This window comes from Deltaproteobacteria bacterium HGW-Deltaproteobacteria-18 (assembly GCA_002841885.1).
Classification (GTDB): Bacteria; Desulfobacterota; Desulfovibrionia; order Desulfovibrionales; family Desulfomicrobiaceae; genus Desulfomicrobium.
Genome location: PHBE01000001.1, coordinates 213,511 through 225,491, shown reverse-complemented (window position 1 = coordinate 225,491; position 11,981 = coordinate 213,511). Strand labels below are relative to the sequence as shown.

The 11,981-nt window shown below is 59.0% G+C and carries 12 protein-coding genes; 3 read left to right on the top strand and 9 right to left on the bottom strand.

Features of this window, described 5'->3' with window-relative positions; translation table 11 throughout:
- Positions 1–52: 52 nt before the first annotated feature.
- From CVU60_01055 to CVU60_01035, 5 genes are all read right to left on the bottom strand, one after another.
- Positions 53–439 (bottom strand): hypothetical protein, encoded by a 387-nt coding sequence (locus CVU60_01055; protein PKN43634.1) that lies wholly within the window; start codon positions 437–439, stop codon positions 53–55.
- A gap of 318 nt (positions 440–757) precedes the next feature.
- Complete coding sequence (queF, locus tag CVU60_01050) at positions 758–1,579, bottom strand: NADPH-dependent 7-cyano-7-deazaguanine reductase QueF (protein PKN43633.1); 822 nt, start codon at positions 1,577–1,579, stop codon at positions 758–760.
- 11 nt (positions 1,580–1,590) lie between these two features.
- A complete protein-coding gene (gene queC / locus CVU60_01045) occupies positions 1,591–2,250 on the bottom strand; it encodes a 7-cyano-7-deazaguanine synthase QueC (GenBank protein PKN43632.1) in 660 nt (219 codons plus the stop codon).
- Positions 2,247–2,882 carry a 7-carboxy-7-deazaguanine synthase QueE gene (locus CVU60_01040; GenBank protein PKN43631.1) on the bottom strand — a complete coding sequence of 212 codons (636 nt, stop codon included), beginning with the start codon at positions 2,880–2,882 and terminating at the stop codon, positions 2,247–2,249. The genes queC and CVU60_01040 overlap by 4 nt, the downstream gene beginning before the upstream one ends.
- Positions 2,863–3,279 carry a 6-carboxytetrahydropterin synthase gene (locus CVU60_01035; GenBank protein PKN43630.1) on the bottom strand — a complete coding sequence of 139 codons (417 nt, stop codon included), beginning with the start codon at positions 3,277–3,279 and terminating at the stop codon, positions 2,863–2,865. The genes CVU60_01040 and CVU60_01035 overlap by 20 nt, the downstream gene beginning before the upstream one ends.
- A gap of 260 nt (positions 3,280–3,539) precedes the next feature.
- Here CVU60_01035 and CVU60_01030 point away from each other — a divergent pair, with 260 nt between their 5' ends.
- A complete protein-coding gene (locus CVU60_01030; protein PKN43629.1) occupies positions 3,540–3,956 on the top strand; it encodes a rhodanese-like domain-containing protein in 417 nt (138 codons plus the stop codon).
- A gap of 942 nt (positions 3,957–4,898) precedes the next feature.
- Here CVU60_01030 and CVU60_01025 read toward each other — a convergent pair.
- Positions 4,899–5,738 (bottom strand): RNA pseudouridine synthase, encoded by an 840-nt coding sequence (locus CVU60_01025; protein PKN43628.1) that lies wholly within the window; start codon positions 5,736–5,738, stop codon positions 4,899–4,901.
- Complete coding sequence (locus CVU60_01020) at positions 5,738–6,085, bottom strand: cupin domain-containing protein (GenBank protein PKN43627.1); 348 nt, start codon at positions 6,083–6,085, stop codon at positions 5,738–5,740. Before CVU60_01020 ends, CVU60_01025 begins: the two co-directional genes overlap by 1 nt.
- A gap of 254 nt (positions 6,086–6,339) precedes the next feature.
- Between CVU60_01020 and trpB the strand changes: the two genes are divergently transcribed.
- Both trpB and CVU60_01010 read left to right on the top strand, forming a co-directional pair.
- Positions 6,340–7,548 (top strand): tryptophan synthase subunit beta, encoded by a 1,209-nt coding sequence (gene trpB, locus CVU60_01015; GenBank protein PKN43626.1) that lies wholly within the window; start codon positions 6,340–6,342, stop codon positions 7,546–7,548.
- Positions 7,549–7,678: 130 nt separating this feature from the next.
- Positions 7,679–8,887, top strand: coding sequence for a hypothetical protein (locus CVU60_01010; protein PKN43625.1), 1,209 nt, complete (start codon positions 7,679–7,681; stop codon positions 8,885–8,887).
- A gap of 18 nt (positions 8,888–8,905) precedes the next feature.
- On the opposite strand, the gene CVU60_01005 is transcribed toward CVU60_01010, so the two are convergent.
- Both CVU60_01005 and CVU60_01000 read right to left on the bottom strand, forming a co-directional pair.
- On the bottom strand, positions 8,906–9,598 hold the full coding sequence (locus CVU60_01005) for a metal-dependent hydrolase (GenBank protein ID PKN43624.1): 693 nt from the start codon (positions 9,596–9,598) through the stop codon (positions 8,906–8,908).
- Positions 9,599–9,608: 10 nt separating this feature from the next.
- Positions 9,609–11,846: a hypothetical protein gene (locus CVU60_01000; GenBank protein ID PKN43623.1), complete on the bottom strand. Its 2,238-nt coding sequence runs from the start codon at positions 11,844–11,846 to the stop codon at positions 9,609–9,611.
- Between the last annotated feature and the right edge of the window lie 135 nt (positions 11,847–11,981).

Sequence of the window (11,981 nt, the reverse complement as noted above, 5' to 3'; positions counted from 1 at the left end):
GCCTGGGGTTTGCGGCGCTTGGTGGGGCGGTTCGTCCGGGTTGCCAGGGAAATCAGTTTCTGCGCGATCCCGGAACCTGGAATATTTTTAGTTCGGTCTTGTCCGGATGCTTGGTGACCAGATGTTTATGTCGGTTCAGAGCCCTTTCGGTCAACAGCAGCATGATGGCGGGCAGATCGGATTCCTCATGCATCCTGTTGAAATCGTCATCATCTCGCAATCTGTGGCTGACCTGGTATCCCTGTTTTTCATCAGGATCGAGCACCACGTCCCCGGGCTCGATTTTGACCTGATCCCCGATCGCCCTGGTCAGAAAATCAAGGATCGTCCTTTCATAGAATTTCTTCACGTCTTCCGTTGACTCGGCCGCGTCGATCTGGCTTCGAAAATGCGGCTCCACCTCACGCTGTTGCGCTTTGAAAGACAATTGTCGTGTCATGCCGACCTCCATGAATAAAAAGTGAAAGAATGAAAAAACGCCTGCAACCAAGCTTGTGCAAAGGGGAGGAGAAAAGGAGGGCGAAGGAAAGGGGGCTGCACGTGGGGATGCAATCAAAATTTGCTGGTTGATGAAACCATAGCGTGCAGGCCAATATTTGGCAATGCCGGGGCTAAATTTGTTGTAAGCTCTGAACTTTCGGCAGGTTAGGACGCCTGGTCCGCGAAGATTCATCCGCGGATCAGGCAGTATGGTGTGATTTGGATTTCAGCTTGAAAAGCCCGAGCAGGACGCGGACGTTTTTGGGCCTTTTTGGCGCTATTGCCTCGGGTCGCGCAGATTCGCCCAAGAGCCCGGGCGGGTCGAGCGAACGGGGTTGATGTCCAGTCCTCCTCGCCGGGTGAAGCGCGCGCTGACCTCCAGTTCCTGCGCGCCGCAGTGACGGTGGATGTCGGCGTGAATCTTTTCCACACAGGCTTCGTGGAAGCCCTGATGCTCCCGGTAGGAGACCAGATAGCGCAGCAGACCTTCGTGCAGGATGCGAGGACCGGCGTAAGTGATGCGCAGTGTGGCCCAGTCGGGCTGGCCGGTCACCGGGCAGCAGGAACGGAACAGCCGGGTGAAGAGAGTTTCGCGTGCGGGGTCGGATGCGGTCCCGAGCAGGGTAGCATCCGGCTCATAGGTGAAGCCCGTGATGTCCAGCCCGTCGATGCATGTTCCTTCGGGTTCGGCCAGTACGCATCGCGAAAACTCTTCGGCGGCGAGGATCTGCACTGTCACGTCCGCCCCGGCGGCCAGCGAGAGGTCTCTCGCCATGGTTTCGCGCAGCTCACCGGCGTTTTCAAGGGCGGTCATGTTGAAGGAGTTGCAATAGAGTTTGAGCGATTTCGATTCGATGAGGCAAGGCGAATTCCAGGGCACCCGCACTTCGGCCATGGCCACCAGCGGCTTGCCCGATGGGTTCAGCCAGGAGAGTTCGAAGATGTTCCAGATATCCTCGCCATGGCCGAAAGTTTCCGCGCCTTCGATCCCGGCTGCCCCGCGTCCGAGGGAGCGGGGAATGGGGCAGAGCTGGGCCGGATCGTAGCGTCGGCTGTAGTCCACCTGCCTGCCAAGTACCATGCGGTTTGAATGGGGCATTTTTTTCTCCCTTATCTCAAGTATCGCGTCGGATCGAGGCCCTGGTCGTGGCGCAGGGCGAACTTTCGTTCATCGCAGGCACCGCAGGTCCCGCAATGCAGTTCCCCGCCCTTGTAGCAGGTCCAGGTCCGGGCGAAATCGACGCCCAGTGTTCGTCCCAGGTCGCCGATTTCACGCTTGTCCATGGCCGAGAAGGGGAACGCCACGCGTACCGCGTCGTCCGTGCCGAGCCGTGCAGCCTCGTCCATGGCTGCGTTGAACTCGGGGCGGCAGTCGGGATAGATGTGATGATCGCCTGAATGTGAGCCGATGAGCACGCGGGAGGCCCCGACGGACTCGGCGTAGCCAACGGCGATGGCAATGAGAATGCCGTTGCGGAACGGGACCACGGTGCTCTTCATCGAGTCCGCATCGTAGGCACCCTCTGGTATGGCCTGGCCCGACTGGAGCAGGGACGAGGCAAACAGTTCATTGATGAATGGCAGCCCGACGATCCTGTGTCCCACGTTCAGGCGCGCGCAGATTTCGCTGGCCATGGGCAGTTCACGCGGGTTGTGCTTGGAGCCGTAGTCGAAACTCAGCGCCGCGACCCGTGCTCCAAGAGAGAGTTCATGGGCCAGAAGGACGGCGGAATCCATGCCGCCGGAAAGGACAATGACGCTATCCATCATACACCCCTCTTGTCGTTGAATGTCAGAATGTGCAGGCGGGGGGAGAAGTTGAAGCCATGGCGCACGCACAACTCCCATACAGGGGCCATGCGTCGCATCTGATCCTGCCTGACGGCTCCAAGGGGCATGAGCCAGACCTTGCTCGCATCGATGCCGTGAGCCACGACAAAGTCGAGCACCGGGGAGATGTCTTCCCCGACCACGAACTTGAAGGCGTCCACCCGGGAAACAGCATCCGGATCGAGCACCGGTGCGTGGAGGGGTTTTGGCGAGCAGACCACAAAGCCGCCGTGGTCCGCCGGGATACCCGCCTTGCCGCTGGTTTCGTATTGCACCTTTCGGCTGGACGCGCCAAGCTCGCACGCCAGACGCTTGAGCCCCGCATCCCACTGCAGGAAGGGCTCGCCGCCGGTGATGACCACAAGCGCATGTGGATGCCGGGCAATTTCGCCTTCGATGGCTTCAACGCTCATGGGGCGTCCGCCGCCGAGAGCTTGCGGGGTGTCGCACCAGTCGCAGAAGGGCGGCACGCAACCGGCCAGGCGGACAAAGACGGCAGGCCTGCCCGCAAATGGCCCTTCGCCTTGCAGAGAGACGAAGATTTCACACACCTCAAGCATGTTCGCCTCCATCCCGGGTCCGGGTCGCCCAGGCTGTCTGGGTTTCGAAAACCGAGACCTGTTGAAGCCGGAAGCGGTCGGACTGAAGGGCGCGGTCCAGGGTCCTGAATATGTGCTCGGCCATGTTTTCGGCCGTGGCGGGCAGGTCCAGGTATTCCGGAAGATCGCTCAGGTCGGCATGATCGTAGCGGTTCAGGATCTCTTTCTGGACAATGTTCTTGAGCTCTCCGAAATGCAGGATCATGCCCGTTTCGTCGGGCCGTCCGGCAAGGCAGACCTGCAGCCGGTAGGTGTGGCCGTGGAGGCGGGCGCAGTTGCCGTAGATACGCAGGTTGTCTGCTTCGGAAAGGTCGCGAAGATGCAGCCGGTGGGCCGCATGAAAGGAGAATTCTTTGGTGATAGTGAGCATGTGAGCCACCTATGGGGCCCGGCAGCTTCGCGCCGGGGGTGAGGGAGAATTTCTAAAGCGGGTTGCCACTTGTCCGCTGCCTTGAATCAGGGCTGCTGAATGAAAACAGGCGGCAAGTCAAGGCATGTGCAGGGAGGGAAATGCTGTTTTCCTGATTTGGAGGCCGGGCAGGTTGCGCGGTGGACCAAAAAAACATAGATAATGGTTATGTCGGATTTCAGCCACATACGTTCAATTTTGCTTTAGCAAATGGATTAATTATGAATAATTCAAGGTTTCGTGGAGTGTTTGCGCTCATTCTATGTGTTTTTTTTGCTTTGCCTGGAATTGCCGCCGCGAATGAGCATCTGCTACCGCCGCTGGAAGCGCAAAAGTTCATTGCAGACAACAGGGACAACCCTAAATTCGTCATTATTGATTTACGGTCGAAAAATGAATTTGATAGTGGGCATATCGAAGGTGCAAGACTTATTCCTTATTATGCAACAAATTTCAAAAGGATCATTTCTCAACTGGAAAGGGATTCAAAAATTCTTTTTTATTGCCAGAAAGGCAGGCAAAGCCCTCTCGCAAGGCGGGATTTGGAAAAATTGAGATTTACAGATATGTACATTCTGGATGGTGGATTTGATGAATGGCTCAATGCAGGGCTGCCAATAGAGTATACTGAGTTTTAAAATTTTGTAGATAAAAGTGGGCCTGTCAGAAATGCGTATGGTAAAAGAGATGTTGGCGGCACGCGGTCCGGCGTCGCCATGGCCTTGAGGCCCGTCAGAACTCCTTCGCTGGCCTCGTAGAGTTGAACCGTTGCGTGCAGGCCAAAAAATTGGGGCGGCACGTCCGGCAACGGTTCAACAAACGATGCCTGGCTCAGTCAGACAGCCGACGCGCCTCAAGACCATGACGACACCGGACCTTGAGGTGCTGGCGGGAAGTGCTTTGTTGCGGTGAGTTGGAAGAGGATTTTTTGATCTGACTTGGCGGAGCATGAGGGGGTTTTCTGCGGCACGCGGTCCGGCGTCGCCATGGCCTTGAGGCCCGCCGGAACTCCTTCGCTGGCCTCGTAGATTTGAACCGTTGCGTGCAGGGCGAAAAATCGGGGCGGCACGTGCGGCAACGGTTCAACAAACGATGCCTGGCTCAGTCAGACAGCCGGCGCGCCTCAAGACCATAACGGCACCGGACCTTGAGGCGCTGGCGGGAAGTGCTTTTGTTGCGGTGAGTTGGAAGAGGAATTTTTGATCTGACTTGGCGGAGCATGAGGGGTTTTCTGCGGCACGCGGTCCGGCGTCGCCATGGCCTTGAGGCCCGCCGGAACTCCTTCGCTGGCCTCGTAGAGTTGAACCGTTGCGTGCAGGGCGAAAAATCGGGGCGGCACGTCCGGCAACGGTTCAACAAACGATGACTGGCTCAGTCAGACAGCCGACGCGCCTCAAGACCATGACGACACCGGACCTTGAGGTGCTGAAGAGAAGTGCTTTTGAGGCGGAAGATAAATTGATTTGAGATCGAAATACAAAGACCTCACTTGAAAACATGGTTTTTTCAAGTGAGGTCTTTATGTAAAAAACCAGAAATGTCAGGCAGGTATCGTGTGTTGGCGTGATCTCAGAAGGGATTCAGTCCGACAGCGGAAACGGGATATCCGGAACGACCCACTGCTTGGGCGCGTTGGTGAAGGGGCAGGTGAAGGCCAGGCTTCTGGCCACGAGCTGCAGCTCTTCGACCCGCTTGTTACCGCGGCCGTAGCGCGGATCGCCCATGACGGGATGCCCCAGGCCGTGAAGATGGCGGCGGATCTGGTGCTTGCGTCCGGTATCGATGCGGGCGATCAGCAGGGTCATGTCGGATGCGGGGTCGCTCTGGATGACGTGAAAGCGTGAGCGGGCCTCTTTGCCATCTAGCGGTTCGTTGACCTCAAGATCCGTCCAGTCCGGAATGCCGCGCACGATGGCCAGGTACTCCTTCTCGATCTTGCTCTGGCGGAAAAGCTCCCCGAGCTTCGCTGCGGCCTTGCCGTCGTGGGCCAGGAGCATGATCCCCCGCGCTTCCCGGTCCAGGCGGTGAACCGGGTGCAGTTCGTTTCTGGCCCCAAGTTTGGCCTGGGCCAGGCGGGGCAGGGTGCAGTGATCCGCGAAGCGGGTGCCCTGGGACAGGACGGCGGCAGGCTTGTTCCAGATCGAATAGTGCTTGGTCTTGGCGATGAGCTCCGGCTGGGCCGGGACCAGCGCCAGAAGGGCCGGATCGTAGTTGATCTCCAGGCGTTCACCGGGCTTGACCGGCGTGGACGCGCGTCGAAGCCTCGTGGTCGCCCGTCCGGGACGGGACCACCACACGCCGCCCTTGGCCATGCAGTCCTTGATGCGGCTCTTGGGCAGTCCTGTCAGACCGGCCAGCGTGTCGCAGGCCGAGGCTGTTTCTTCCACCGTGAAGGTGCGGGAAAATGTGTCGGCGTGCATCAATATGCTTTTCCCTGCGGCAGGTAGGGCTTGTAGTCCTCGCGTACGGGGGAAAAGACCTCTATGGCCATACAGGTTTCGTGAATGACCGCGCCGTGCTCGACTCCGGGGGCGATGCACCAGCTGTCGCCGGGGCCGAAGCGGTGCTCCTCTCCGTCGATGGTCATGGTCATGTCCCCTGAGACCAGGTATCCGGTCTGTTCGTGCATGTGCGAATGGATGGGGAGATACGAGTGCTCCTTGAGTTCGAAACGGGCCATGAGGGTCTTGTCTCCATGGACCAGGGTGCTGACACTGATGCCCGGGATGAGCTCGTGCCAGACGGCGTCTTCATTTTTGGTGATCATGCGGATACTCCTTTGGTGATCGTGACGCATTTGTGTATCCGATCGATTATGGCTTGACAAACGCTCAGTGCGTGGGCAGTTATTTTCTCCATGAATAACACGACCAGCAGCGTTTCCCTTCTTTGGTGGCGGCATGAAATACATGCCGTGGGATGCGTCTTGGCCTGAAATCCGTCAAAGGATAAGCAAAATACCAACCGCGGCAGTGCAGACTGACCGCGGTTTTTTTTATTTGAACCCCAAGGAGACTCCTCATGACCATGCCCACTGCAGACGGTTTTTTTGGCGCCTACGGCGGACAGTTCGTTCCCGAACCGATCAAGGACATTCTCAATGAACTGGCGGAGGCTTTTGAACGCTATCGCAACGATCCGGATTTCATCAAGGAATACGAGTATTACCAGAAGCAGTTTACCGGCCGCCCCAATCCGCTCTATTTTTGCGCCAACCTGACCAAACGTTGCGGGGGAGCCAAAATCTACCTCAAGCGCGAGGATCTGAACCACCTGGGCGCGCACAAGGTCAACAACACCATTGGCCAGATCCTGCTCGCAAAGCGCATGGGCAAGAAGAAGATCATCGCCGAGACCGGTGCGGGCCAGCACGGTGTGGCCACTGCGGCAACGGCGGCGCTCATGGGCATGGAGTGCACCATCTATATGGGCGCAGTGGATGTGGAGCGGCAGAAGCTCAATGTTTTCCGCATGCAGATGATGGGAGCCAAGGTCGTTCCCGCCGAGAGCGGCCAGAAGACCCTGAAGGAGGCCGTGGACGAGGCGCTTATGGCCTGGGTTCAGGACGCGCAGAACACATTCTACCTGCTCGGTTCCGCCGTGGGGCCGCACCCGTATCCGGTCATGGTGCGGGAATTCCAGTCCGTCGTCGGCCGGGAGGCCAAGGCGCAGATTCTGGAGGCCGAAGGCCGCCTGCCCGATTACTGCATCGCCTGCGTGGGTGGCGGTTCCAACGCCATGGGCCTTTTTTCCGAGTTCATTCCCCACGAGGAAGTCAGGCTCGTCGGAGTGGAGCCTGCCGGCAGGGGACTTGGATACGGCGAGCACGCGGCCACCCTCTGTCTTGGCGAACCGGGCGTCATGCACGGGTTCAATTCCTACATGCTCAAGGATCCGGCCGGGGAGCCCGCGGAAGTCTATTCCATCTCGGCGGGCCTCGATTATCCGAGCGTCGGCCCCGAGCACGCCCATCTCAAGGATCTGGGCCGGGCCGAGTACGTCCACGCAAGCGATCACGAGGCCCTGGACGCCTTCTTCCTGCTCTCGCGCACCGAAGGCATCATCCCGGCCCTCGAGTCCTCCCACGCCCTGGCGCACGCCCTGCGCATCGCGCCCGCGCTGTCCCCGGAAACGATCATTATCGTCAACCTGTCCGGGCGCGGCGACAAGGACGTGGACCAGATCGAACGCATGGTCAACAGCGGCGAGGTCGTGCCTCCGACACTGTAAAAAGCCGTTCGATCTTTTTAGTGTAACCAGCTAGTTTCATTAAAGCATTGCTAGATAAATGGCCCGACCGATCTTTTCGGCAGGGCCATTTTGATTTTATTTATTCAGTAATCATGGTGTGTTGTGACGAATGATTATTGACGAATTCATGCATTCTGCATTTGAAAAATCAAAAAATGCATGTAAGAGCACTCAAATGACAAACATAGCCATGCCTACTCTTTTCGCTCCTGCAGAGCGGCTGCCTGCTGAATGTCTCGAGGGTCTTCGTGAGCAACTCGTCCAACTGGATCACGTGAAGTGGTTGGAGCGACTGCCGCTCATGGTTTTTCTGGCCGATTCGCACCGCCAGATTGTGTACAGCAATCCGCTATTTGTTCGTGCCGCCAAACCGTCCATGCAAAATGGGATCATAGGGTTGCGGCCGGGTGAGGCCCTAGGCTGCATCTTTGCGCAGGAAATGGAGGCCGGTTGCGGGTGTTCGGCGTATTGCCGTCACTGCGGAGCGGTACTGGCCATCCTGAAAAGCTTGCGGGGTATTGAAGATTGCAGGGAATGTCACATCCTGACGAAGGATGCCCTGGGGCTGCACGCCATCGATGTCCAGATTCTGTCCCGCCCCTTTGTGCATGATGATCGGATTTTCAGCCTCAACATCGCGCTCGATATAAGTCATGAACGGCGTCTTGCGGTTTTGAACCGAAATTTCCTGCATAACATGATCAACGCCGCCGGAGGCATGGAAACCATGTTTTCCATGCTCTCCGGCGCCGAAAATGATGAATTGAGCCAACATGTTCCTTTGCTGCGACAGAGCGCGCTGGCCATGCTGCAGGAGGTGCTTTACCAGTATGATATCGCGGCCGTGGAAAACGGCAAATTGGCCGTTAAGATTGCAGCGCACGACGTTTCCCAGGTTGTGACGCGGTTGGTCGAGCAGTTGCGCGACCAACCTGTCTCGCGCGGCAGAAAGCTGCTCGCGGACGGTCCCGGGATCCGCGTGTTCACAGACCCCAAGCTTATGCGGCATGTTCTTTCAAATCTCATTGTGAATGCCCTGGAAGCCTCTCCGGCCAGCTCTTCGGTCCAGGTGAGCTGGGATATTGAGCCGCGCGGGTTTCGGATTTCGGTTGACAACACCGGAAGCATCGCTTCGGAGGTGGCCCTGCAGCTTTTCAAACGCTATGTTTCAACCAAGGGTGATGATCGCGGTCTTGGTCTGTATATGGCCAAGGTTTTTGTCGAGAACTATTTGGGAGGGCGGTTGGTGTACGAACCCCTTCCAGGAATCACCCGTTTCAGCATTTATCTGCCGGAATCGGCGGTTTCATCAAGATGATCGAAGTTGCCGGGCGGGTCAGCCCACCAGCCCGACCGGCACACCCACTTCGACCTGCATCAGGGCATCGCCCAAGTCCAGTTTGTCCAGCTCCTTCTTGAATGCGTCCACGTTCTGGGCCAGGGCCGGGAACGTGCCCCAGTGCATGGGGATGACCTTTTTGCATCTGAGCATCATCGTCGCATAGGCCGCCTGGGCCCCGTCCATGGTGAAGACTCCGCCTATGGGCAGCAGGGCCAGGTCGATCTTGTAGAGCTTGCCCCACATGGCCATGGACGAAAAAATGCCCGTGTCGCCGGAATGATAGATGGTGTAACCGTCCGGCAGGCGGATGATGAATCCCACCGGCACGCCCGATTCACAGGAATGGGTGGCCTGGACCATGGTCACCGCGATGCCCTGGTGGGTCACGGTGCCGCCGATGTTGAAGCCGATGCCGTTCAGGATCTGGCTGTCCGGCAGGCCCTGGCTTTTGAGCTTGGCTGCAAGCTCAACGATGCAGCCGAGTGTGGCCCCGGTGCGTTTGCAGATTTCCAGGGCCTGGCCCACATGGTCGCCGTGGTCGTGGGTGACCAGGACGAGATCCGCGTTGATGTTGTCGGCCGTGGCCTTGGCCGACGGGTTGCCGTCGAACCAGGGGTCGATCAGTATCGAGAGATTCTGGCTTGCGATGGCAAAGGCCGAGTGGCCGTGCCAGGTCAGGGTGTTCATGATGCCTCCTTCAGGTGTTTTCGCCGTCAAGGGCGATGCGTAGTTCCGCAAGAATGTTGCCGGTCGTCAGCAGCAGGGCCTCGGTCTCCCGGCGCAGGTCTTCGGATGCGGCGTCCGCGTGGGCCGAATCCTCCAGTTTTTTTGCCGCCATGCCTTCCCCGGTCAGGCCCATGTTCAGCAGCAGACCCTTGATGCCGTGGGCGTGATGCATGAGCTTGCCCGTTTCGGTCGTCTCCAGGCAGGTCCGCAACTCCTGGTCGTGAACGGTCAGGGTCTCGGCCAGGCTCTGGATCAGCGGCATGGCCTCTTCGCGGTCGAGTTCGTACTGGGCGTTCAACGAGGTCAGCATGCGCTCGACGAAGCCGGAGCAAGGTTCGGGTGGAGAAAGGGGCGATTCGGGTGTCGGGAAAGATTCAGGGGCGTCGTCGGGCACTGTCCGGTGCGGCATTTCCGGCACGCTTTCGAGTGTCTCGGGATGGGCTGGAGAGGAGTCCAGGGCCTCGCTGAAGCGGGCGAGGACCGCGTGCACTTCTTCCAGGCGCAGGGGCTTGGTCAGATAGCCGTCCATGCCGATTTCCAGGCAGCGCTCCTTGTCTTCGAGCAGGGCGTGGGCGGTCATGGCCACGATGGGCGTGTATGTGCCCTGAATCTTCTCGCGCACGGCCCTGACCAGAAAGCTGTCGTCCATGTCCGTGGGGGCGGGTTGGCCCTGTTCGCAGGCGCGGATGATGCCCGTGGCGGTGAATCCGTCCATGACCGGCATCTGCAGGTCCATGAAGATGAGATCGTAGGCGTGCCTGCTGATCATGGTCAGCACGTCCAGGCCGTCGCTTGCCTCGTGTACCGTGTGTCCCATCTTGCAAAGCAGCAGCCCGGCCAGTTCCCTGTTGGTGGCCACGTCGTCGACCAGCAGGATTTCGAGGGGGCGCAGCCGGGGCAGGCTCCGCTCCGTGGGCTGATTGTCCGGCAGATGCAGACGCAGCCCGAAGACCTGGGCCAGGGCGCGCAGCAATTCATCCTGGAGCAGGGGTTTGGTCAGGACGGAGCGGATCTGTCCCTCGCCGGCCGTGATCGACTTGTCGCCCATCTGGGTCAGCACGATGCTCGGAATATTGTGCAGGACCCCGCCCGCGGGCGTGAGTTCCATGCAGGCAAAGTCGCCGAAGTCTGTGTCCATGATCGCAAGGTCCACGTTTTTTCCGTCAAGACCCATGCATTCCATGCAGTCAGTGCTCTGGGTGTCCAGTCCCCAGAAGGCAAGCAGGTCCTCGACATGGGCCCGGATCAGCGGGTTGTTGGCCACGACCAGCACCGTGGCCGCGTGATCGAAGATTCCGGCGTGTTCCATATCCGGGGCGCTGGCCTGGCTCATGCGGGCGTGAAATTCGAAGGTGCTGCCCTGTCCGGGGGTGCTCTTGACCAAGATGTCGCCGCCCATGAGCCGCACCAGCTTGCGCGAGATGGACAACCCCAGGCCCGTCCCGCCGTAAACGCGGGTGGAAGAGCTGTCCACCTGGGTGAAATCCTCAAAGATGCCGGCTTGCTTGTCTTCGGGAATACCGATGCCGGTGTCCTCGATCCTGAATCGGACCACGCAGTCGCCCGTCTCGTCCGGTTCCACGGCGCAGGAGCAGCAGACATGGCCGGAGGGGGTGAACTTGAGCGCATTGCCAAGCAGGTTCATGAGTATCTGGCGCAGGCGGATGGGGTCGCCCCGCATTTCCCGGGGCATGTCCGCAGGCAGGCGGCAGATCAGTTCCAGTCCTTTCTCTGCGGCCGTGAGGCCAAGGGTGCTGACGGTTCTCTCGACCTCGGCGCGCAGATCGAAGGGGCGTATTTCCAGCGCGAACTGCCCGGCCTCGATCTTGGAGAGATCAAGGACCCCGTTTATGAGATTGAGCAGGGATTCCGAGGCGTTCTTGACGATGGTCAGGGCGCGATGCTGTTCCGGGGTGACCTTCGTGCCCAGCACGACGTCCGTCATGCCGATGATGGCGTTCATGGGGGTACGGATCTCGTGGCTGAAGTTGGCCAGAAATTGGGACTTCATGCGGCTTGCGGATTCGGCCTGCCGCTTGGCCTTGTCCAGTTCCGCAACCAGTTGCGTCAGCCTGGCCGCGTCTTCGTACAGCGGTTCTTGGACTGGGCTTCGCTCATGGAGGCGGCTTTTGAGTTCACCAAGCTCTTCTCGGCACGCGCTGAGTTCGGATTCAAGATCCTGTGCGCTGGAATTCTTGCGGATGCTCATGAAATTCGTGTTCCCCTTGGTGGGTCGTTCGGGAGGTGCCTTCGGTTGCCGGATCTTGCGCCGGATGCGTCGTGAGACGGTATTTACGGCTAACAGAAATCGTGTACGTATCCAAGCGGTCCCTGTTTGCCTTAC

Bases quoted from the DNA above. Each gene is read 5' to 3' on its own strand.
- trpB (PKN43626.1), top strand. From the start codon at position 6,340: ATGACCATGCCCACTGCAGACGGTTTTTTTGGCGCCTACGGCGGACAG.
- CVU60_01020 (PKN43627.1), bottom strand. From the start codon at position 6,085: ATGATCACCAAAAATGAAGACGCCGTCTGGCACGAGCTCATCCCGGGC.
- CVU60_01025 (PKN43628.1), bottom strand. From the start codon at position 5,738: ATGCACGCCGACACATTTTCCCGCACCTTCACGGTGGAAGAAACAGCC.
- CVU60_01000 (PKN43623.1), bottom strand. From the start codon at position 11,846: ATGAGCATCCGCAAGAATTCCAGCGCACAGGATCTTGAATCCGAACTC.
- CVU60_01035 (PKN43630.1), bottom strand. From the start codon at position 3,279: ATGCTCACTATCACCAAAGAATTCTCCTTTCATGCGGCCCACCGGCTG.
- CVU60_01055 (PKN43634.1), bottom strand. From the start codon at position 439: ATGACACGACAATTGTCTTTCAAAGCGCAACAGCGTGAGGTGGAGCCG.
- CVU60_01010 (PKN43625.1), top strand. From the start codon at position 7,679: ATGATTATTGACGAATTCATGCATTCTGCATTTGAAAAATCAAAAAAT.
- queC (PKN43632.1), bottom strand. From the start codon at position 2,250: ATGATGGATAGCGTCATTGTCCTTTCCGGCGGCATGGATTCCGCCGTC.
- queF (PKN43633.1), bottom strand. From the start codon at position 1,579: ATGCCCCATTCAAACCGCATGGTACTTGGCAGGCAGGTGGACTACAGC.
- CVU60_01040 (PKN43631.1), bottom strand. From the start codon at position 2,882: ATGGAGGCGAACATGCTTGAGGTGTGTGAAATCTTCGTCTCTCTGCAA.
- CVU60_01030 (PKN43629.1), top strand. From the start codon at position 3,540: ATGAATAATTCAAGGTTTCGTGGAGTGTTTGCGCTCATTCTATGTGTT.
- CVU60_01005 (PKN43624.1), bottom strand. From the start codon at position 9,598: ATGAACACCCTGACCTGGCACGGCCACTCGGCCTTTGCCATCGCAAGC.